Source organism: Neobacillus sp. GCM10027624 (assembly GCF_042675345.1).
GTDB lineage: Bacteria > Bacillota > Bacilli > Bacillales > Cytobacillaceae > Neobacillus > Neobacillus cucumis_D.
Genome location: NZ_JBHTHD010000013.1, coordinates 544,622 through 565,554 on the forward strand (window position 1 = coordinate 544,622; position 20,933 = coordinate 565,554).

General features: G+C 38.6%; 19 protein-coding genes and 1 riboswitch. Of the genes, 15 read left to right on the top strand and 4 right to left on the bottom strand.

Features of this window, described 5'->3' with window-relative positions; translation table 11 throughout:
* From argF to argH, 3 genes are all read left to right on the top strand, one after another.
* The gene (argF, locus tag ACFQZ9_RS23605; RefSeq protein ID WP_498945774.1) at positions 1-972 is read left to right on the top strand and encodes an ornithine carbamoyltransferase; all 972 of its coding nucleotides are present in this window, start codon (positions 1-3) and stop codon (positions 970-972) included.
* An 80-nt stretch (positions 973-1,052) separates the two neighbouring features.
* Positions 1,053-2,264: an argininosuccinate synthase gene (locus ACFQZ9_RS23610; protein ID WP_498945776.1), complete on the top strand. Its 1,212-nt coding sequence runs from the start codon at positions 1,053-1,055 to the stop codon at positions 2,262-2,264.
* Positions 2,265-2,359: 95 nt separating this feature from the next.
* Complete coding sequence (argH, locus tag ACFQZ9_RS23615; RefSeq protein ID WP_498945777.1) at positions 2,360-3,736, top strand: argininosuccinate lyase; 1,377 nt, start codon at positions 2,360-2,362, stop codon at positions 3,734-3,736.
* Between the two features lie 327 nt (positions 3,737-4,063).
* On the opposite strand, the gene ACFQZ9_RS23620 is transcribed toward argH, so the two are convergent.
* On the bottom strand, positions 4,064-4,813 hold the full coding sequence (locus tag ACFQZ9_RS23620; RefSeq protein ID WP_498945778.1) for a GntR family transcriptional regulator: 750 nt from the start codon (positions 4,811-4,813) through the stop codon (positions 4,064-4,066).
* Positions 4,814-5,239: 426 nt separating this feature from the next.
* On the opposite strand from ACFQZ9_RS23620, the gene ACFQZ9_RS23625 reads away from it, so the two are divergent.
* The 11 genes from ACFQZ9_RS23625 to ACFQZ9_RS23675 all read left to right on the top strand — a co-directional run bounded on the left by ACFQZ9_RS23625 (position 5,240) and on the right by ACFQZ9_RS23675 (position 18,523).
* Positions 5,240-6,460 (top strand): cystathionine gamma-synthase family protein, encoded by a 1,221-nt coding sequence (locus ACFQZ9_RS23625; protein WP_498945779.1) that lies wholly within the window; start codon positions 5,240-5,242, stop codon positions 6,458-6,460.
* Positions 6,461-6,488: 28 nt separating this feature from the next.
* On the top strand, positions 6,489-7,529 hold the full coding sequence (locus tag ACFQZ9_RS23630; RefSeq protein ID WP_498945781.1) for a homoserine dehydrogenase: 1,041 nt from the start codon (positions 6,489-6,491) through the stop codon (positions 7,527-7,529).
* A 56-nt stretch (positions 7,530-7,585) separates the two neighbouring features.
* Positions 7,586-9,040 carry an aldehyde dehydrogenase family protein gene (locus ACFQZ9_RS23635; RefSeq protein WP_498945783.1) on the top strand — a complete coding sequence of 485 codons (1,455 nt, stop codon included), beginning with the start codon at positions 7,586-7,588 and terminating at the stop codon, positions 9,038-9,040.
* 90 nt (positions 9,041-9,130) lie between these two features.
* Positions 9,131-10,567 carry an amino acid permease gene (locus ACFQZ9_RS23640; protein WP_498945785.1) on the top strand — a complete coding sequence of 479 codons (1,437 nt, stop codon included), beginning with the start codon at positions 9,131-9,133 and terminating at the stop codon, positions 10,565-10,567.
* A gap of 383 nt (positions 10,568-10,950) precedes the next feature.
* Positions 10,951-11,883, top strand: coding sequence for a homocysteine S-methyltransferase (gene mmuM, locus ACFQZ9_RS23645; protein ID WP_498945787.1), 933 nt, complete (start codon positions 10,951-10,953; stop codon positions 11,881-11,883).
* A gap of 214 nt (positions 11,884-12,097) precedes the next feature.
* Positions 12,098-12,946, top strand: coding sequence for a carbon-nitrogen hydrolase family protein (locus ACFQZ9_RS23650; RefSeq protein ID WP_498945788.1), 849 nt, complete (start codon positions 12,098-12,100; stop codon positions 12,944-12,946).
* An 11-nt stretch (positions 12,947-12,957) separates the two neighbouring features.
* On the top strand, positions 12,958-13,620 hold the full coding sequence (locus ACFQZ9_RS23655; protein WP_498945790.1) for a GNAT family N-acetyltransferase: 663 nt from the start codon (positions 12,958-12,960) through the stop codon (positions 13,618-13,620).
* A 17-nt stretch (positions 13,621-13,637) separates the two neighbouring features.
* Positions 13,638-14,309, top strand: coding sequence for a GNAT family N-acetyltransferase (locus tag ACFQZ9_RS23660; RefSeq protein WP_498945792.1), 672 nt, complete (start codon positions 13,638-13,640; stop codon positions 14,307-14,309).
* A 92-nt stretch (positions 14,310-14,401) separates the two neighbouring features.
* Positions 14,402-14,513: riboswitch (SAM riboswitch) on the top strand.
* Between the two features lie 70 nt (positions 14,514-14,583).
* The gene (locus tag ACFQZ9_RS23665; RefSeq protein ID WP_498945793.1) at positions 14,584-15,819 is read left to right on the top strand and encodes a homoserine dehydrogenase; all 1,236 of its coding nucleotides are present in this window, start codon (positions 14,584-14,586) and stop codon (positions 15,817-15,819) included.
* A 180-nt stretch (positions 15,820-15,999) separates the two neighbouring features.
* A complete protein-coding gene (locus ACFQZ9_RS23670; protein WP_498945794.1) occupies positions 16,000-17,817 on the top strand; it encodes a glycosyltransferase in 1,818 nt (605 codons plus the stop codon).
* Between the two features lie 28 nt (positions 17,818-17,845).
* On the top strand, positions 17,846-18,523 hold the full coding sequence (locus ACFQZ9_RS23675) for a glycosyltransferase family 2 protein (protein ID WP_498945796.1): 678 nt from the start codon (positions 17,846-17,848) through the stop codon (positions 18,521-18,523).
* A 284-nt stretch (positions 18,524-18,807) separates the two neighbouring features.
* Here ACFQZ9_RS23675 and ACFQZ9_RS23680 read toward each other — a convergent pair whose 3' ends face one another.
* Complete coding sequence (locus tag ACFQZ9_RS23680) at positions 18,808-18,996, bottom strand: YfhD family protein (RefSeq protein ID WP_310172180.1); 189 nt, start codon at positions 18,994-18,996, stop codon at positions 18,808-18,810.
* A gap of 104 nt (positions 18,997-19,100) precedes the next feature.
* Entirely contained in the window at positions 19,101-19,235 is a 135-nt protein-coding gene (locus ACFQZ9_RS23685; protein ID WP_310172496.1) for a YfhE family protein, read from the bottom strand.
* Between the two features lie 179 nt (positions 19,236-19,414).
* Here ACFQZ9_RS23685 and recX point away from each other — a divergent pair, with 179 nt between their 5' ends.
* The gene (gene recX / locus ACFQZ9_RS23690) at positions 19,415-20,224 is read left to right on the top strand and encodes a regulatory protein RecX (protein WP_498945798.1); all 810 of its coding nucleotides are present in this window, start codon (positions 19,415-19,417) and stop codon (positions 20,222-20,224) included.
* A gap of 7 nt (positions 20,225-20,231) precedes the next feature.
* On the opposite strand, the gene ACFQZ9_RS23695 is transcribed toward recX, so the two are convergent.
* A complete protein-coding gene (locus ACFQZ9_RS23695) occupies positions 20,232-20,909 on the bottom strand; it encodes an SDR family NAD(P)-dependent oxidoreductase (RefSeq protein ID WP_498945799.1) in 678 nt (225 codons plus the stop codon).
* Between the last annotated feature and the right edge of the window lie 24 nt (positions 20,910-20,933).

The following is a 20,933-nucleotide window of genomic DNA, read 5'->3' on the forward strand; positions in this document are numbered from 1 at the left end:
ATGATTGAGACAATGAAAAAAGCTGATTCAAAACAGTTTACTTTTAAAGGGAAAAACTTTTTACAACTCTCGGATTTTACTACAGATGAAATTCTGTATTTACTAGATGTCGCATTGGAACTTAAAGCTATGCAAAAGCAAGGAAAGCCACATCCGTATTTAAGCGGACAGGTATTAGGAATGATTTTTGACAAGTCCTCTACACGTACGAGAGTTTCCTTTGAAGTAGGGATGTTGCAGCTAGGCGGACAGGCAATTTTCTTAAGCTCGAAGGATAGTCAGTTGGGAAGAGGAGAAAGCATTTCAGACACGGCGAAAGTGCTTTCCCGTTATGTAGACGCATTGATGATTCGTACCTTTACCCATGAATCGATTGAGGAATTTGCCCAGCATGCTGAAATTCCGGTCATTAATGGCTTAACGGATTTACAGCATCCAACCCAGGTGATGGCAGACCTTCTTACGATTCTTGAACACAAAGGCAAGTTAGCCGGATTAAAGATGTGCTATATTGGCGATGGATATAATAATATGGCCCATTCCTTGCTTGAAGGGGCGCTTAAGGTAGGAATCGATATCAGTATTGCAAGCCCTGAAGGATATATGCCAAATCAAACGATTGTTGAGAATGCGGAGCAAATTGCCAAGGAAACAGGCGCACAAATCACGATTACTCATAATCCGGTTGAAGCCATTCAAGATGCTGATGTTGTTGTAACAGATGTCTGGACCAGTATGGGGCAGGAAGCAGAAACAGAAAAACGTCTAAAGGCATTCGAAGGCTTTCAGGTAAACGACGATCTTTGTAAACATGCCAAAAGCGACTTTATCTTTTTACACTGTCTGCCGGCACACCGCGGTGAAGAGGTCACAGCCAACATTATTGATGGTCCTCATTCAGTTGTTTTTGATGAAGCAGAAAACCGCTTACATGCACAAAAAGCGATTTTAAAAGAATTCTTGCAAAAATAGTCTTTATTTTTTTGAATATTGATGTATAATAATACTATCAAATGAATTTAAATACAAAGTTGATGCGAGGAGAAATAGATATGGCAAAGGAAAAAATCGTATTAGCCTATTCAGGCGGTTTAGATACATCAGTTTCAGTAAAATGGATTCAAGAAAAATATGGCTATGATGTAATTGCTTTAGGTCTTGATGTTGGGGAAGGAAAAGATCTAGAGGCAATCAAAAACAAAGCGTTAAATGTCGGCGCTATTAAAGCGATTATGGTTGATGCCAAAGAATTGCTAGCAAAAGAATATATTTTACCAGCTTTAAAGGCTAATTGTTTATATGAAGGTAAATACCCATTATCTTCTGCCATTTCAAGACCATTAATTTCAAAATTGTTGGTTGAAGTAGCGGAAAAAGAAGGGGCAACAGCGGTCGCACACGGCTGTACTGGTAAAGGTAATGACCAGGTGCGTTTCGAAGTATCAATTCAAGCATTAAATCCAAGCTTAAAAGTCGTAGCTCCGGTTCGTGAATGGGGCATGACCCGTGATGAAGAAATCGAATATGCTGAGAAAAATGGGATTCCAATTCCTGTTAATTTAGATAATCCTTTTTCGATTGATGCAAATATTTGGGGACGTGCTTGTGAAGCTGGAGTATTAGAAGATCCTTGGGCTGAAGCTCCAGAAGCAGCTTACGATTGGACAAATCCAATCGAATTAGCTCCAGATGAAGCTGAATATCTTGAAATTGAGTTTGAACAGGGTGTACCTGTTGCTTTAAACGGTGAAAAACTTCCATTGGTTCAATTGATTGAATCTTTAAATCTGCTTGGAGGCAAGCATGGTGTTGGTCGTATTGATCACATTGAAAATAGATTAGTAGGAATTAAATCAAGAGAAGTCTATGAAAATCCGGCTGCCTTAATTTTAATTAATGCACATAAAGAATTAGAGTTTTTAACATTGCCTCGTGAAGTAACTCAATTTAAAACCCAGGTTGACCAGCACATGGCAAAAATTGTTTATGAAGGTCTATGGTATTCACCATTAAAAGCTGCTCTTGATGCGTTTATTGATGAGACTCAGAAAGTAGTTTCAGGAACAATCCGCGTTAAGCTTCATAAAGGCAATCATACGGTTGTCGGCCGTAAGTCTGTGCACAGCCTTTACAATGAAGAATTGGCAACTTATGCAAAAGGTGATGCATTTGACCATAATGCAGCTGTTGGTTTTATCAAGCTTTGGGGTCTTCCAACTAAGGTATACTCTGAGGTGAACCAAAAAGATCCAGTAGTAAAATAATTTTGAGCCTGCTGAAATACGTTAATTCAAATAATCATTTGAAGCCCTCGAAATTTTTCGGGGGCAATCTTGTTCATATTTAAGGGGGAGCAGCAATGTCTAAGCTTTGGGGCGGCCGTTTTACAAAGGAAACAAATAAGCTCGTTGAGGAATTCACAGCCTCTATTACATTTGATCAAAAGTTAGCATTACAGGATATCGCAGGGAGTTTGGCACATGTACAAATGCTTGGGGAGTGCGATATTATTCCTGTAGAGGATGCTGAAACAATTAAACAAGGGCTTCTTTCTATTAAACAAATGGTCGAAAATGGAGAAGTAGAATTTTTAGTAGAAGATGAAGATATTCATATGAATATCGAGAAATTATTAATTGAAAAAATCGGACCTGTCGGCGGCAAACTTCACACAGGAAGAAGCCGTAATGACCAAGTAGCTACAGATATGCATCTTTATTTACGAACAAAAACAACTGAATTGATTACATTGGTTGAAAATGTTCAACATGCCTTAGTTGATCAGGCGAAAGTGCATGTAGAAACATTAATTCCTGGATACACACATCTTCAGCGTGCTCAGCCAGTATCGTTTGCGCATCATTTAATGGCCTATTTCTGGATGTTTGAGCGCGATAAAGAAAGATTGATTGATAGTTTAAAAAGAATCAATTGGCTGCCGCTTGGGTCAGGTGCTTTAGCGGGTACAACCTTCCCGATTAACCGTGAAAAAGTGGCGGATCTGTTAGGGTTTGAAACGATTTATCCAAACAGCATGGATGCTGTAAGTGACCGTGATTTTATCTTGGAGTTCCTGTCAATTGGCTCGATTGTTATGACCCATATTTCACGTTTTTCTGAAGAGCTCGTGCTTTGGTCAAGCCAGGAATTTCAATTTGTTGAACTGGATGATTCATTTTGCACAGGCTCAAGCATCATGCCGCAAAAGAAAAACCCGGATGTACCGGAATTGCTAAGAGGAAAAACCGGACGAACCTACGGGAATTTAATTGGCTTGTTGACTGTCCTTAAGGGGCTGCCGCTTGCTTACAATAAGGATCTTCAGGAAGATAAAGAGGGTATGTTTGATACGGTTGAAACGCTTGAAGGCTCACTAAAATTATTGGCGCCAATGATTGAAACCATGACGGTTAATAAAGACGTAATGCGGAAAGCAATTAATAATGATTTTTCCAATGCAACCGATATTGCTGACTATTTAGTGCGTAAAGGTTTGCCGTTCCGTGAGGCGCATGAGGTTATTGGGAAGACTGTTTTATATGCAATACAGCATGGAAAGTTTTTGCTCGATTTGACAATGGAAGAATATCAGGAATTCAGCCCATTATTTGAAGAGGATATTTATACTGTCTTAGCACCGGAGCATGTGGTGGCGGTTCGTAATAGCTTTGGCGGTACTGCACCAGAGCAAGTTCTAGGACAAATTAAGCTTGCTGAAGGAAAACTCCAGAAATAATAGATTTGAGAATTAAATAGTGATAGTAAGCCGGCAGCCAGGGGCTGCCGGTTTTTGTTATGTATTTTTTACTGAAAGGTGGAAAAGGATTTATTCAAACGTTACAGGTTAATTAGGGAATATAGATCAGCGATGGCATATGCTAATCGCTGTTTTTTTGGGAAATTTTTGGAAATGGAGCATAAAGCAGGTGTTTCGTATTGTGGAAGAAGGCTGGGGGCGCTGATATGAGCGCCATTTCCATGTTTTTACGGGAATCGAAATTTACCAAGGAAATCATTTGTCTTAAATTATTTTTCTAGTAAATCATTTCACCAGCCCCATATTTTATATCATATCGATATGAGTTATTTTCCAATGTTCATTCTTAATCAGGTGCTCCAAGCTTTCTTTGTCTTTATTCTTAAAGTAATCAATAATTTGTCTATGCTGTTCATTCATTTGTTCTAATGCTGTAAAGAGTTTTTCTTCATCTTTACTTAAATAAATCTGCCTGACAAAACTATTCTGTAAAGAATCAAGAAGCTCAATTAATGTAGGGTTGCAACACTTCTCAATGTATACTTTATGGAATTGGTTTTGGTATTTTTGATAATCCGAATAATTTTTCTGAGAAATGGAAAGGTCGATTTTCCTAACCAACTCTTCCATTAGTTCCATGTCATCTTCGGTCAAATTCTCCAGAGCTAAAGTTGCTGCAAAGGCATCTAGTACACCAACAACACTAAAAACATCGAGCTTTTTCTTGGTATCAATTTCTTTAACGATAAATCCTCTTCGGGGAAAGAACTCTAGTAAATTTTCAGAAGCTAGTTGGATTAAGGCTTCCCTTACAGGGGTCCTGCTTACTTCTAATTTCTCGCTTAGTGCTATTTCATTTATCTTTTGATTGGGAAGCAATGTTCCATTCTGAATTTCTGTGGCTATATAATCATATACATGGTCTTTTAGTGATCGGTACCTCTTTTTGATTGTTATTCCCCCTAAGTAAAAAAAGTGGAAATTCTCGCTTTTTATATTAGCATGAGCATCCAAATTCTTCAATATCTCTTCAATATCGTCCCCAAAGTAACTCATTATCCTATTAAATCTATTGTTTCCAAGTCTAATATGTTATTAATCTATACCATAATAGGTTCCTATTTTAGGAAGGGTAAAGAATAGCAGAAGAAGCGGAGCGGTGGTTTCTTAAGACCGTTCAATACAAATATATCTTAATTATTAAAACTAAACAGTTAAATTTTAAAATATTTTTTTTAAATTTAACATTGAAAATAGAAAAGGTCCATTATATAATTTTTATACGGATAGTTTTCAGATAATTCAGCGTATTATACATTATGCAATATATTGTATAATTTGAGGTATCTTAATAAAATGGTGTCCGAAGAAGGTATTGCATTAAAAAGAGAAGTGCAAACAATTTATCGTGAAGGAGGATTTTTTAACCAAAATTTAGTTGGGATACAAAAGGACATTTTCAAAATGAGAGGTGGTAGAAACATGAGCAATAGAAACTTTAAAGATATACAAGACGGTACAAAAGCTGTATGGGCAGGAGAAAAGGAATCTCTTGCTTACAATGCAACCCAAGTACCTGTGGTGCTTAGTGTAGCCTACAATTACGATGACGTGGATGAGTGGCAAGAAGTTGCTATCGGAAATAAACCTGGACATATTTACAATCGAATGACAAATCCAACTGTCCAAGCTTTTGAAGAAAAGGTACGAATTCTTGAGGGGGCGGAGGAAGCGATTGCTTTCTCATCGGGAATGGCTGCTATTAGCAGTACTTTATATACCTTTTTAAGACCAGGCGACCGGGTAATATCCCTGAAAGATACATATGGAGGAACCAATAAAATCTTTACTGAATTTTTACCGAATATCGATGTAGATGTAACGTTATGCAACACTGGAAATCATGAAGAAATTGAAGCTGAAGTGGCCAAAGGATGCAAGGTTTTATATTTGGAGTCTCCTACCAACCCTACCATGAAAATTACGGATATTGAAAGAATGGTGAAAGCTGCAAAATCGATGGGGGCATTGGTGATAATAGACAATACTTTTGCTACTCCTATTAATCAAAATCCAATTCAATTAGGAGTTGATATCGTCATCCATAGTGCCACTAAATTTTTAAGCGGACATGCCGATGCGTTAGGGGGTGTGGTGTGCGGCTCCAAAGAACTGATGAAGAGAGTTTATCACTATCGTGAAATTAATGGAGCAACCATGGACCCATGGTCGGCTTATCTGATTTTAAGAGGGATGAAAACGTTAAAACTTCGTGTCAGGCAGCAAGAAAAGAGTGCAATGGTAATTGCAAAGTATTTGCAAAAGCAAAAACTTGTAGAAGCAGTTTATTATCCTGGATTAGAAACACACCCACATCACCAAATTGCAAAGAAACAGATGAAGGGTTTTGGCGGAATATTAAGTTTTGTATTGAAAGATGAAATGGAGGCGATAAAAATTTTATTGCCAAAATTACGGTATGCACACAAAGCTGGAAATCTTGGGGCTGTGGAAACAATATACGGACCGGCAAGAACCACCAGCCATGTTGAATGTACTCTTGAGGAACGCAAAGCTCTTGGTATTCCAGAGGGTTTGGTTCGTATCTCCGTAGGGATTGAAGATACAGAAGATCTTATTTCGGATTTAGAACAAGCTTTTTCCCTTTTAGAATCGCAATTGCCTGTTAATAGCAGCAAGTGAAAATATAACAATGGAAGAGGTATAAAGTATGACACATAAAATTGCGTTGCTTGGTTTTGGTGTAGTTGGTCAAGGATTTGCAGAAATTTTAGAAGAAAAAGGTGAATTGTTACGCAGCGGACTTGGTTTTGATGCAAAAATTGTTGCGATTTCCGATTTTGTTAAGGGATCTCTTTATCATCCAGAAGGCTTAGATATTGCTAAAGCATTACAAGCTGTAAAGGAAACAGGGAAACTTAATTGCTACCCGGAAAGCCCTGGTTTGGTAAGAGGATGGGATAGTTTTCAGACTATCCGTGAAAGTAATGCGGACACCGTTGTAGAAATTACTTTTACAGACGTAAAAACAGGCCAACCTGCCATCGATCATTGTAAGGCAGCATTTGAAAGCGGAAAGAATGTAGTTATGAGTAATAAAGGTCCAGTTTCTTTAGCTTACCAAGAACTGATTGAGTTAGCTAGAAAGAATCATGTTCGATGGGGCTTTGAAGGAACCGTCATGAGCGGAACACCTGCATTGAGAATGCCCCTCGTTGCATTGGCAGGAAATACTATTTTTGAAATACGTGGGATTTTAAATGGAACGACCAATTATATTTTAACCAAAATGGAAGAAGGCCTGAGTTATGAGGCGGCATTGGCTGAGGCACAAACTCTTGGCTATGCAGAGGCCGATCCTACAAGTGATGTCGAGGGGTATGATGCCCAATATAAAGCTACTATTCTAGCTAATATTGTCATGAACGTTCCGATGAAACGAGAAGAAGTAGAATGTGAAGGAATTAGTCATCTTACACTACAAGATATCCAATGGGCAAAATCTGAGGGTAAAAGGTGGAAACTTATTGCTAAATGTATAAAAGATGGTGATAAAGTCATCGCACGGGTAGGTCCCGAAGCGATACCGATTACAGATCCTTTAGCTGGAGTCTCAGGTGCCCAAAATGCCATTACATATGATTGCGATTTAGCCGGTCCAATCACGCTTATTGGTGCCGGAGCCGGCCGAAAGGAAACCGGATTCTCTATTCTTATTGATTTAATTAATATTAGCCGCGGTCAATTGTAATCTTTTACACTATTAACTTACAAAATGAAAAATTAGTTATATGAGGTGGTTACACAATGACATTTATAGAGACACAGACAAAAGAAAATAAGATGTTTCTAGCTGGAAAGTGGGTATCCCGATCCAAAAGCATTAAAGTCTTCGACCCCCAAGATAATCGTTTAATCGCAACTGTCCCTGCCGCTAATGAGGAAGATGTACTTCATACTATAGAGGAGGCAAAAAAGGGAGCAAAAATTGCTGCTGACATGTCGACGCACGAAAGAATCACCATTTTAAATCGTGCTGCTGACTGGATTTATGAGCATAAAGAAAAGTTCGCAACCACCATTGCATGTGAGGGAAGTAAAACAATTAAAGAGGCAAGGAAAGAAGTATTGCGCTGTATTGAGACTCTTCGTATTAGTGCTGAAGAGGCAAGGAGAATAAATGGAGAAACGATTTTATTTGACCAAATGCCGGGAAGTGAAGATCGCATGGGATATTATTATCGTTTTCCTATTGGAATCATTGTGGCCATCACGCCTTTTAACGATCCATTAAACCTTGTTGCTCATAAAGTGGGGCCAGCTATTGCTGCTGGAAATGCGATCATCGTTAAACCAGCACCAGCTACACCATTAAGTGCTCTATTATTGGCAGAAGCATTTGAAAAAGCAGGTTTGCCTCCTAAAGTTTTATCCGTCATTACTGGCTATCCAAGTGATATGGGAGAAAGCCTGATTACCCATCCGGCGATACGAATGATATCTTTTACAGGGGGACTTTCTACTGGCCAAGCGATTATGCAAAAGGCGGGCATGAAAAAGTTCAGTATGGAGTTAGGATCGAACTCACCGGTTATCGTTCTGCAAGACGCTGATTTAGAAGAAGCCGTTGAATCAACTGTTTCCGGAGCCTTTTGGGCTGCAGGTCAAAATTGCCTTGGAGTGCAAAGAGTATATGTTCAAGAAGGGATCTATCAGGACTTTGTCGGAAGGTTCCTTACTCGTACTCTAAGGTATCGAGTGGGTAATAAATTTTCAGAGGAAACCGATATGGGTCCAATGATATCAGAAAAGGAAGCAAAGAGGGTGGAGAGTTGGGTTAATGAAGCCGTTGAAAGCGGTGCAAAATTGCTTTGTGGCGGCAAACGAGAGGGAGCTTTTTATTACCCAACTGTTTTAGAGAATGTCCCAGCTGATTGCAAGCTGGCAACGGAAGAAGTCTTTGGACCAGTTGTTACCCTTTATAGTGTTCCAGATCTTGATACAGCTATTTTTCAATCTAACAATGTGGCTTTCGGCTTACAAGCAGGTATTTTCACTCAAAATTTAGACCATGCTTTGGGGGCTGTACGGAAGCTGGATGTAGGCGGGGTTATTGTAAATGACAGCTCCGATTATCGAATAGATGCGATGCCTTTTGGGGGGGTAAAAGGTTCTGGTATAGGTCGTGAAGGAATTAAATTTGCACTTCAAGAAATGACCGAACCAAAAGTTGTTTGTTTTAAGGTTGCCGTTAAAAGATAATAAAAACAAATTAGTGGTATAATGCTAGTTTAATAGAAATTGTCCTAATAGGTTGGCCGCGTGGTTACCTATACCAAAGGAGGAAACTGGATGCTACAGACAAATAATTCTGATCAAAATCAGTTAAAGCGTACAATGAAAAGCAGACATTTGTTCATGATATCGCTAGGAGGGGTAATTGGAACGGGCCTTTTTCTAAGTACGGGCTATACCATTAATCAAGCTGGACCAGGAGGGACGATTCTCGCATATTTGGTTGGGGCATTGATTATGTATCTTGTTATGCTATGCCTAGGAGAATTAACTGTAGCCATGCCGGTAACCGGTTCATTTCAAACCTATGCTACAAAGTATGTCGGTCCTGCTACCGGATTTACTATTGGTGTAATGTACTGGCTTACTTGGGTGGTAACAGTAGGATCGGAATTTACCGCCTCAGGTCTATTAATGAAGAGATGGTTCCCTGATACTTCTGTTTGGATATGGAGTGCCATCTTTGCGATTGCCCTTTTTCTACTAAATGCCTTTTCAGTAAAATTTTTTGCGGAAGCAGAATTTTGGTTTGCCGGAATTAAAGTAGTTACCATTATTTTATTTATCATTTTGGGGGGAGCTGCGATGTTTGGTTTCATACCAATGAAAGGCCATACGTCTGCCCCCATGCTCTCACATTTTACTGGCGAAGGAGGTCTTTTTCCTAATGGGATGCTTCCAGTTTTAATGGCTATGATTTCCGTAAACTTTGCCTTTTCAGGAACAGAACTTATTGGAATTGCCGCCGGAGAGAGCGAAAATCCTGAAAAAGACATTCCCCGGTCCGTAAGAAATGTAATTTGGAGAACCGTTTTTTTCTTTATCGGCGCTATATTTGTATTATCTGGATTAATCTCTTGGAAAGAAGCAGGAGTCATTGAAAGTCCATTCGTTATGGTCTTTGATAATATAGGAATTCCTTATGCAGCTGATATCATGAACTTCGTTATTCTTACAGCTTTATTATCCGTAGCAAATTCCGGTCTTTATGCATCTACTCGTATGTTATGGTCTCTTTCCAACGAAAAAACAATAAGCCCCCACTTAGGAAAGGTAACCTCAAAAGGAGTGCCGCTTAATGCGTTAATTTTAAGTATGGCAGTAGCCTGTTTGTCGTTATTCTCTAGTGTAGTTGCACCAGATACAGTTTATTTAGTGCTTGTAGCTATTTCAGGATTTGCCGTGGTTACTGTGTGGATGGGAATTGTGTTATCGCAGTATATGTTTCGAAGGCGTTTTATTAAAGAGGGAGGGGATATTACACATTTGAAATTTCGTACACCTCTGTATCCCATTGTGCCCATCGCTGCTTTTGTTTTATGTTTTGCTTCTTGTGTAGGACTTGCTTTCGATCAAAGCCAACGAATTGCTCTATACAGCGGAGTACCCTTTATTGTTTTTTGCTATTTTTTCTACTATATGAAGAATCGCGGAAAAAAGAATCTATTAGATTCTCATGATGAACACAGTCAGTATATAGATAATATTAAGTAGAGAGGTTTGCTATAAGAGATCTATTAAACTGGAATATACTATAGATACTATCATTAATGTTGTGAAAAACTGTTAATGAAAAATACTACAAATATCTTGCGGTTGTCAGACTATTATTCTATTAATCCAAACCATTGCTGAATGAATTTAACCTGACTTTGGACAGACCTCTTTCGCAGGAGGGTCTGTCCTTTTTAACCAAATTCATCGCGTCGAATCTACCTAAAATTTGTTTAACTTAAACTTAAGTATTGCAAAGACATTTTTACCACTTTGGTCTATATTGATGAACTCTATAACACTGAGATATTAGAAATAGAAAGTCCTCGTTTTTTTATCATTTCTAAGGGAGCACAGAAAATTACTTTAGCGGAGGTACTGTAATGAATCCTATTGAGAACATATTAGAGAAATTCCCGTTAGTTATACTAGACGGTGCAATGGCAACTGAACTTGAGCGTCATGGCTGTGATTTGAACGACAGTCTTTGGTCGGCAACCATACTTATCGAAAATCCTGAGCTTATCAAACAGGTACATACAGATTATTTTAAAGCGGGGGCAGATTGTGCTATCACCGCCAGTTACCAGGCAACTGTCGAAGGATTCTCCCGACGCGGTTTAAACGAGGCTGAAGCGCTCATTCTCATCCAGAAATCCGTCCAGATAGCCTTAAAAGCACGCGATGAATTCTGGGGAATACCCGAGAACCGGTCAAACCGACCGAAGCCTTTAGTAGCCGGTTCAGTAGGGCCATATGGCGCATTCCTTGCTGATGGATCTGAATATCGAGGAGATTATATGTTGACCGAAGAAGAACTTATGAATTTCCATAGGCCCCGTATGAAAGCCTTGATTGATGCCGGTGCCGATATCCTTGCCTGCGAAACTATTCCATGTCTGATGGAGGCCAGAGCAATCGTCAGGTTATTAGAAGAGTTCCCCAAAACCTATGCATGGATTAGCTTCAGTGCAAAAGACGGGTTTCATATTAGTGATGGGACCCTGGTTGCTGAGTGTGCAGAATGGCTGGATAAATATGATCAAGTGGCTGCCGTCGGCATAAACTGCACGCGGCCTCAGTACATTTCTTCGCTGATAAATAAAGTGCACAGTCACACAGTTAAACCTATCATCGTATATCCAAATTTAGGCGAGCAGTACGATGCAGTCACTAAAACTTGGAATGGGGAATCATCTGAAGAAACTTACGGATACAGTACCCATCACTGGTATGAATGCGGTGCCCGATTGATTGGTGGCTGCTGCAGGACAAAACCAGAGAACATAACGACTATTTCTGCATGGGCGAGGTAAGATATAAAAAAGTAAGGATTTTGGTGATGGAGATTGCGAGTTATTAAAATATACCCATATGATGTTAAAAAGGACTTTATAAATAGCCGCTAAAATACGCCCAAAGAGATTTAGAAATCCTCCCCCTTTACATAATCATTTCCATTGAAGAAAATACCAAAATGATAGATAATTCTCATAAGTGTCATTTTAAATCAGTAACAGGGGGAGAAAAATGAAATTAAGAGTTTCTGCTGTGCAATACCATCTACACACCATCCAATCCTTTGAAGAATTTGCTCGCCAGTGCGAGCATTATATAAAAACGGCTGAAGAATTTGGCGCCGAGTTCGTTCTTTTTCCCGAGTTCTTTACCACTCAGCTCCTATCCATCGGAAAAGGAAAGAAAATAGACGATCTACCAAGCTTTACAGACCAATACCGTGAACTATTTTCCAACTTCGCAAAACAAACCAACATGCATATTATCGCAGGGACCCAGGTTTTAGAAAAAAACGGTAAGCTTTTTAATACCGCTCATCTCTTTTACCCAGATGGACGAATTGGCGAACAGGCCAAGCTTCATATCACGCCTACCGAAGTAAATGAATGGAATATGGAAGCAGGGGAATCCTTTCAAATTTTTGAAACGAAAAAAGGGAAAATTGCAATCCTTACCTGCTACGATATTGAATTTCCGGAAATCGTACGGATGGCAAAAGCTAAGGGTGCGGACGTCATTTTCTGTCCATCCTGTACTGATGATCGTCATGGATTTCACCGCGTTCGTTACACAAGCCATGCTCGTGCGATTGAAAACCAAGTTTATGTTGTTTTAACAGGAACGGTCGGCTCCCTTCCGACGGTGGACTTTATGCGGGCAAATTTTGGCCAGGCCGCCATTATCACACCAAATGATATACCTTTTCCACCCCAAGGAATCTTAGCGGAAGGCGAAATCAATCATGACATGATCATCACGGCAGACCTAGACTTTGAACTTCTTTATGAAGTAAGAGAACGTGGCTCCGTGACTACTTGGCGTGACCGAAGAACGGATCTATATACAGATTGGGAAAAATAGGAGGGGGCCTATTGTATCGGAGTGAATTTTATGTTTTTGACCAAAATCGGCCTGTACCTGTGCTTGTACGCAATTATACAAAGAATGATTTTCCCCACCTCATAGAAATTCAAAAAGAATGTTTCCCGCCGCCATTTCCTTCAGAATTATGGTGGAACGAGGAACAATTAATAAACCATGTTACCCTTTTTCAAGAAGGAGCATTATGCGTTGAAGTCAACGGTGAATTAGCGGGTTCCCTGACAGGCTTGTGCGTTGATTTTGATCCGAACCATCGAAACCATAAGTGGGAGGAGATTACTGACCACGGTTATATCCGCAATCACCAACCGGACGGCAACACGTTGTACATTGTCGATATAAGTGTCCGCCCAAAGTATCGCAACCTGGGGCTCGGAAAACTAATGATGCAGTCCATGTACCACGTTGTCATCCAAAAGGATCTTGAGCGGTTGCTTGGCGGCGGGAGAATGCCGGGTTATCATAAGTTTGCAAATAAAATGGCGCCGGAAGAGTATTTGCAGGCAATTATTAAGGGAGAGGTTAAGGACCCTGTAATCACTTTCCTGCTACAGTGTGGCAGGTTCCCAATTGGACTTGCAGAAAACTATCTTGAGGATGAAGAATCCTGTAATTATGCTGTTTTAATGGAATGGAAAAACCCATTTAAATAAAGGGGGATTTAAGGAAAATGGAATATAAACGTATTACGAGTATTAAGGATCCGAATTTTAAAAAGCTGCATCAATTAATGGGAGAAATTTTTCCCCAAGAAGAAGTATTAGAGTATGAGTTATGGAGAGAACCATTAGAGGATCCAAGTATTCGGGTGTTTGTTGCGATACAGGAGGAAGAGGTTGTAGGAGCAACGGAATATCGATACTATCCCGAATGGAATATTGCTATGACAGATTTTACGATTATCAGTAGGCCCGGGCTTGGCCTTGGCCGATTCTTAGCTCAAAATAGATTAAAAGACTTAAAAAAACTAGCACTAGACAATGGAAACGAACTATTTGGTATGTTTGCTGAAATCTATGACCCGTATCGTGTTCAAAATCACGAGTTTGGCGGAGTAAAAGTGATGGATCCTTATGTTCGCAGGGAGGTATTGTCTCATTTGGGCTACAAACGTCTTGACCTTTCCTATGTCCACCCTTCCTGGGAGAATAATGGCGAAGCGGTAAAAGGATTGGATTTATGCTTTATGCCAATGGATAATGAATTGGAACATTTACAGGCAGCTTTAGTAGTAGAGTTTCTGACTAACTATTACTCAATTCTTTCAAATAAACCTCAAGAATGGCTTGAAATGATTAATCAAGTGAAGGAACGGGACATAATTTCTTTATTACCCCTGTAAAAAAGAATTTTCAAAAAAGATTGACAGCTTTGTAGGAATCAACTACAATTTCATTCATAACATGGAAAATTAAACTAACAATTTTATAAATACTCTTATCCAGAGCGGCGGAGGGACTAGGCCCGATGAAGCCCGGCAACCTTCAAGGTATTCCTTGAAAAGGTGCTAATTCCTGCAGGTTATATTTAACCTGAAAGATAAGAGGAGGATGACTGCCCTCTTCTTATGAAGAGGGTTTTCTTTTTTCCATTTTTTAATAACGGGGGGATCAATAATGACAGTAAAGGTAGCCATTTTAGGGTTTGGGACAGTAGGCGAAGGAGTTTATCGAACCATTCAAACACATGCAAGTGAACTGGAAGCACTATTGGGAAAGAAAGTGGAGGTTGCGGCCGTTCTAATTAAAAATAATCAAAAAGAAAGAAAAATCGCAAAGGATGTTCTTATCACAACGGATTTCAATGAAATTATCAATCTTTCACAGCTTGATATTGTGGTTGATGCGATTGTGGGCAAGGATCCGGCCTTTAACTATTTAAAACAAGCAATTGAAAGAGGCTGCCATATTATTACTGCAAACAAAGAAATGTTTGCACACCATGGAAAAGAGCTGTTGGATCTTGCTGATGAACACCAAGTATCGATTGGCTTTGAAGCGACTGTTGCGGGTGGAATTCCAATCATTCAAACCTTAAGACAATTGTTAAAGGTTAATCGTGTTCAGCAAATTCAAGGCATTGTAAACGGGACATCCAATTTCATTTTGACAGAAATGCGTGAGAAAAAGCAGTCATTTGCTGATGCCTTAAAATTAGCCCAGGATAAGGGATTTGCAGAAGCAGACCCAACCAATGATGTGGAAGGTTTTGATGCATTTTATAAATTAATGGTTTTAAGCAGAGTAGCCTTTGGAAATGCGCCGAATTGGAAGGCTGTGGAACGCGTCGGGATCACTTCTATTACAAGTGAATTAATTGAAGCGGCAGACCAGCTTGGTTTTCGGTTCAAGCATGTTGTGAGTATTCAAAAGGAAGGGGATACACTTATTGGAAGTGTAAGGCCCGTGCTCGTCAGCAAGTCCCATCCATTCTATCATGTGGAAGGGGTCGAAAATGCGGTAAATGTATACTCGGACATCGTGGGCAGAATAACTCTGCAAGGTCCTGGCGCCGGAATGTTTCCGACCGCAAGTGCAGTTATCGAGGACCTAGTTTATGTAAGCCAAAGTAATCAGCAAAAAAAGCTTCAGGCTAATCCTGTAAAAGAAGCTTTATCTCACGCTACTGGCTCATTAAATAATTTTTGGCTAATAAGTGGGGTGAGTAGAACAGAATTAAGTCCTTCCATCCTCCCTGTTGAACGGTTGTCTGATCAAACCTTTATTGTTGAGACCACTGATGAGAAGATTTTACAAAAAGCTAAAGAGTATCCGTCACTAAGTTATTACCCAATTCTAGATGGAACTCAAATCCTTCAAGATAGAAAGGAAAAGTTAACCGTTACAGTATAAAATATCTCACTAGACAGCACCCTCTTTCTAAGGCTGCTGTCTTATTTTTTTATGAAAAAATTTAAAACCCATCACATAAATGGGAGATAGTCTAGTCCAATTTATACCCTTGTACATATTGTGTAAAAGCTATACTAAATCGGACGAGGTTTTAGGATAAGGAAGGAAAAGGGGTGCAACATGTCAGGAAACATCACTGACCGATTGATCGGAAATTTAAAAAATTCATTTACTTATGAATTTATGGTTAAGCCTGGAAACATTCATCAAATCGATAAACAGTCTAGGGAAATTCCAGTAAACAGTAATGGAAAAAATTATATTATTGGTCCTGCAAGAGGAGAAGATCAAAATGGCTCCGGAATCTGCGTCTCCGTTGGATTGAATGGAGTGTCTGTCTATGAATATACACAAAACAATATTTACGCCACATTGGTTTATGAGACATCCATTAATGAGTGGGTACATGTGGCCGTTGTTTATAAGGAGAAAAGACCCTTTCTTTTCATCAATGGTACTTTCGTAAAAGAAGGGGAAATGAGTCCAAAAAAATATGTCTCTCCATCAGGTTCCATTGTTTACCCGCCGGGAGTGTTCTTTATCGGGGATATTAAAGAAGTTAGAATCTGGAATCATAGCAGAAGCGAAAATCAGCTTAAAGTAAATATGAATGCTAGACTGAAAGGGCGGGAGAATGGCCTATATGCCATTTGGCCTGAAAAAATCACTAGAGAAATCAACAAAGAACCGGTATCGGAGAATAATGAAAAAAAGACTGAAAAATATAGAGGTTTGAAGAGTGATCAGAATAATAAAATAGAGGTAAGTATTATTATCCCTTCCTACAATAAGTATCCACTAAACCTTTTCACCCTATATTCTCTTGAAAACCAAACATTCAATTTGGAAAAAATGGAAGTCATCTTAATTGATGATGCCTCTACAGATCAAACAAAAGACTCCCTCCAAAACTATCAAGCGCCATATCAATTTAAATATATTCGAAACAACGAAAATCTTGGAAGGGCAAAGGTGCGTAATTTAGGAATTCAATCATCGAGCGGGAACATCCTGATATTTTTAGATGCAGAAATGCTTGTTGACCGTAATTTTGTGCAGAATCACGTTAAGTATCACCAAGAAAAAAGTAATCTTATTATGTCGGGGGTCATGTATTCTAAAAATATTATTACCTGTATCTTTCCAAAAGATGATCGTGCTAAACTTGACCAAATTGCTGAGATGGTAAAAGGAAATGAAAACCTTAATAATAAATTTAATCAATATGAAAAAGCGGCTGCAAAGCCTTATCCTCTCATTAACAAAAGTGATATTTCAAATCAGACCTATGGTGCTTTAATTAAGAATGCCAACTCCTGGTTTCGAACCATTACCCGTAAATATGGAACGGACTTAGAAGGCTTTGAATTTCCGTGGATGGCCCTTCTCACCGGTAATGTTTCGATCAGAAAAGAGCTATTAAACAAGGCCGGGTTATTTGATGAGGAATTTGTAAAGTATGGATATGAGGACTGGGAATTAGGATACCGCCTTTATAAGGCTGGGGCAAAGTATCTCAATGCAAAGAATCTAGTATCCTATCATCAAGAGCATCCTGTCGCAGAAAGTAAGTGGAAAGAGGCAATCGAGAATTATCATTTATTTATTAAAAAGCATCATGAAGTGGACATTCTAATTCTTAGTTTAGAACTATCTAGAATAACGGGTTTAGCAACCATGAACGATATATTGCAAGAATATAAAAGTTTGGTTAATAAATACGGCAAAAAAACAAAAAAATTTCAAAATAAATTCATCTCCATCCTTGAAACCATCGCCCTTTTGCTGAAAGTGGATATTCGCCATTTTAATATTTTAGGTGCGGCCGGTTTTGGAGGAGAGCAAATAAACGAACTGAAATCAGACCTGCGGAAACTAAATAATCTAGGGAAATATAAAAACTTGGCCAATTTTATTCAAAAAGTTATTGCTTCGTAAAATCATTTTAAAGGAAAGGAGTGAAAAAATGGTTTCCATTATCACTTGCACCATTAGAGATGAATTTATTAATAATGTTTTTAATAATTATCAACAGCAAACCTGGAAGGATAAAGAGTTAATTATAATCCTTAATAAAGATTCGATGAGTATCGACAAATGGTTGGAGAAAGCGAAGAATTATCAAAACGTGCGTGTTTTTCAACTTCATGAAAAAGCAGCTTTGGGAGATTGTTTAAATTTTGGCGTCCTAAAGGCTAACCATGATGTTATTGCCAAATTTGATGATGACGACTACTATGGTCCTGAATATATTTCTAGTTCGATGCAGGCCTTTAAAGACGAACAGGTTTCGATCCTCGGCAAAAGTTCATACTATATTTATTTTAAAAATAAAAAAGCCTTAGTCTTAGTGCCTGGAGAAGAGAATTCCTTTTCTGACACGGTTGCCGGGGCCACATTGATGTTTCGAAAATCAGTTTTTGAAAAAGTTCAATTTGAAAAAGTAAATCGTGCGGAGGATTACTTTTTTATCGACCAATGTAAAAAAGCCGGTTTCAATGTTTATTCATCGAATCGTTTCCATTTTGCGGTAATACGGCACGATACAGAAAAACATACGTGGAAGGTTTCGGATGAAGACTTTATGGGGTGGGGGGATATCGTATCCTATACCGATGATTTTTATCCACTTGTCTCAAATTAAGAGTAGAGTTTATTGTTTATTTTAAATTGTGATAAATGAATGAAAATTCATTTATTCACTATACTATCCACATCGAAAGTCCTATATTATAAGCATTCTACACACTTATTCACATTATCCACAGGGTTACCCACAAAAATTGTTAACAAAATGTGAAAAGCTTTAAAGCCTATATTTTAAGAGGTTTTAATGTAGAATCCACATTATCCACATTATCCACAAAATAGAGTGAAAAAGAAGCAGGACGCCTGCTTCTTTTTCAAATTCAAACTTTTTTAAAGAGGTTATCTATTTCTTTTCGTATTTACACGCTGATTCGCGGCATTTGCTCGTGCTTGTGCCTCTAAATCTGCCTGATCGGCTAATTCAGCAGAATACTCTTCATCGATTCCATCTGATTTAAGATTTTTTGGCACCTGTGGAAGTGATGCTTTATTTTTATCACGAGATCCATGCCCACGTGAACGACCCATTACGAAAACCCCTTTCATTGATAACTTTCAGGAACCTTCTTGGTTCCTTTCTTAGTGTTAGCAAAAAACAAAGGTCCATGAATGGGAAATGCTTCAAAGTTTCATTACAACTTGGTTTTTCTGTCTGAAAATCCTCCAGCGCGGTCTGCCATTTTAAATTCTCTTTGATAACTTACTTCTTGCATACTGGTTAAGGAATATTTTCCGCGATCCTTATCCTTTTTCTTTTTTTCCGCCATTTTTGCTCATTCCTTTCAACATATTTTTGCTAAATGTCATTAAGCTTAGTGGATTTTAATTAAGCACAATATGTACTTATTTCCATTTTTACCTTTTAGGGAAGGAATGATACTGTGTATTTTCAATTCTTTGCGATATTTCATGAAAAACATGGTAAAGTAGTGTTGAGGTGAGGAAAATGGCAATCATTACGAAAATCACCACGCAGCAGAAAAATCAGGATCGCTATAATGTTTTTATGGATTATGGAAAAGGCGAGGAATTTGCATTTAGTGTTGATAGTGATGTCTTAATAAAATTTCAGCTAAAAAAGGGTATGGAGCTCGACGACTTCTCCTTTCTGGAAATTCAGTATCAGGACGATATTCGTAAAGCTTATCATCATGCTATCCAGTATTTATCCAAAAGAATGCGGTCCGAAAAAGAAATAAGGGATTATTTATCCAAAAAAGAAATTGATGAGCCCATTATTAACGAGGTTCTTCATAAATTAACCTCCCAAAAATATATTGATGACTGGGAATATGCCCACGCATTTGTCAGAACCCAAGTAAATACAACAGACAAGGGACCAGATTTAATTTGGTTGGAATTAAAAGACAGGGGAATAAAAGAGGACTTTGCAAGACAAGCCCTTCAGGATTTTCCTTATGATCTGCAAGTTGAAAAAGCTTCGATACTTGCTAAAAAGTTTTTTGAAAAGAATACAAAGGACTCTGAGCGGATTGTAAAACAAAAGCTTGAAGGATTACTGCTTCGAAAAGGATATCCATTTGAGATCATTCAAATTGCTGTAAATGAAAGTGAACTGGACAAGGATTCGGATGCGGAAATGGAAGCTATCAGGTTTCAAGGAGAAAAGATTTATCGCAAATACAGTCATCTTAGTGGTTTTGAGTATAAACAAAAGATGAAACAAGCACTATATCGAAAAGGCTTTTCGATGGATTTAATAGAAAAATTCTTAGCAGAAAAAGAAGAATCATGACAAAATGTCATGATTTTTTACTTTCAATGATAATGGAATCCTGATTGATTTGTTGGACAATTATTTCTGCAACTTCTTTTGGGGAACGAAAACGGGAAGGGTCTTTCACATGATTGCTCTCATTCCAAAATGGAGTATCCATACCGCCCATGTAAACGGCAGTAAATTGGATCTTGCTGCCATCAAATTCTTTTTGAAGACTTTCAGTAAAGCCGCGAATCGCAAATTTACTAGCTGCATAAACGGCTTCATTTACCTTACCGCGAAGTCCGGCTGTTGAGATAATATTGATAATTTTTCCTTCACCATGATAAATCAAGTAGGGTAGAACCGATTTTGTCATTAGGATAGTTCCAAGAACATTCGTGTCCAACATCTCCGCAATTTCCTGCTGCGTCATCTCCTGGAAAGATCCGAAATGTCCCACTCCTGCGTTGTTGACCAATCCATAAATTTCAAAAGACCCGCTAATTTCGTCGATTTTTTCTTGTACCTCTTTATGGTTTCGAATATCTAATAGGAGATAATCTGCACTCCCGCCAACTGCTTCGATTTCCGTTTTCGTGCTCCTTAATTTTTCTTCGTTCCGTCCCGTTAAAAGCAGATGATAATTTTGCCTAGAAAATAATAAGGCCAATTCTTTCCCTAACCCTGACCCAGCACCGGTTACCATGATTGTTTTCATTTGCTAAACTCCTTTATTAATTCT

Bases quoted from the DNA above. Each gene is read 5' to 3' on its own strand.
- argF (WP_498945774.1), top strand. From the start codon at position 1: ATGATTGAGACAATGAAAAAAGCTGATTCAAAACAGTTTACTTTTAAA.
- ACFQZ9_RS23610 (WP_498945776.1), top strand. From the start codon at position 1,053: ATGGCAAAGGAAAAAATCGTATTAGCCTATTCAGGCGGTTTAGATACA.
- argH (WP_498945777.1), top strand. From the start codon at position 2,360: ATGTCTAAGCTTTGGGGCGGCCGTTTTACAAAGGAAACAAATAAGCTC.
- ACFQZ9_RS23620 (WP_498945778.1), bottom strand. From the start codon at position 4,813: ATGAGTTACTTTGGGGACGATATTGAAGAGATATTGAAGAATTTGGAT.
- ACFQZ9_RS23625 (WP_498945779.1), top strand. From the start codon at position 5,240: ATGAGCAATAGAAACTTTAAAGATATACAAGACGGTACAAAAGCTGTA.
- ACFQZ9_RS23630 (WP_498945781.1), top strand. From the start codon at position 6,489: ATGACACATAAAATTGCGTTGCTTGGTTTTGGTGTAGTTGGTCAAGGA.
- ACFQZ9_RS23635 (WP_498945783.1), top strand. From the start codon at position 7,586: ATGACATTTATAGAGACACAGACAAAAGAAAATAAGATGTTTCTAGCT.
- ACFQZ9_RS23640 (WP_498945785.1), top strand. From the start codon at position 9,131: ATGCTACAGACAAATAATTCTGATCAAAATCAGTTAAAGCGTACAATG.
- mmuM (WP_498945787.1), top strand. From the start codon at position 10,951: ATGAATCCTATTGAGAACATATTAGAGAAATTCCCGTTAGTTATACTA.
- ACFQZ9_RS23650 (WP_498945788.1), top strand. From the start codon at position 12,098: ATGAAATTAAGAGTTTCTGCTGTGCAATACCATCTACACACCATCCAA.
- ACFQZ9_RS23660 (WP_498945792.1), top strand. From the start codon at position 13,638: ATGGAATATAAACGTATTACGAGTATTAAGGATCCGAATTTTAAAAAG.
- ACFQZ9_RS23665 (WP_498945793.1), top strand. From the start codon at position 14,584: ATGACAGTAAAGGTAGCCATTTTAGGGTTTGGGACAGTAGGCGAAGGA.
- ACFQZ9_RS23670 (WP_498945794.1), top strand. From the start codon at position 16,000: ATGTCAGGAAACATCACTGACCGATTGATCGGAAATTTAAAAAATTCA.
- ACFQZ9_RS23675 (WP_498945796.1), top strand. From the start codon at position 17,846: ATGGTTTCCATTATCACTTGCACCATTAGAGATGAATTTATTAATAAT.
- ACFQZ9_RS23680 (WP_310172180.1), bottom strand. From the start codon at position 18,996: ATGGGTCGTTCACGTGGGCATGGATCTCGTGATAAAAATAAAGCATCA.
- ACFQZ9_RS23685 (WP_310172496.1), bottom strand. From the start codon at position 19,235: ATGGCGGAAAAAAAGAAAAAGGATAAGGATCGCGGAAAATATTCCTTA.
- recX (WP_498945798.1), top strand. From the start codon at position 19,415: ATGGCAATCATTACGAAAATCACCACGCAGCAGAAAAATCAGGATCGC.
- ACFQZ9_RS23695 (WP_498945799.1), bottom strand. From the start codon at position 20,909: ATGAAAACAATCATGGTAACCGGTGCTGGGTCAGGGTTAGGGAAAGAA.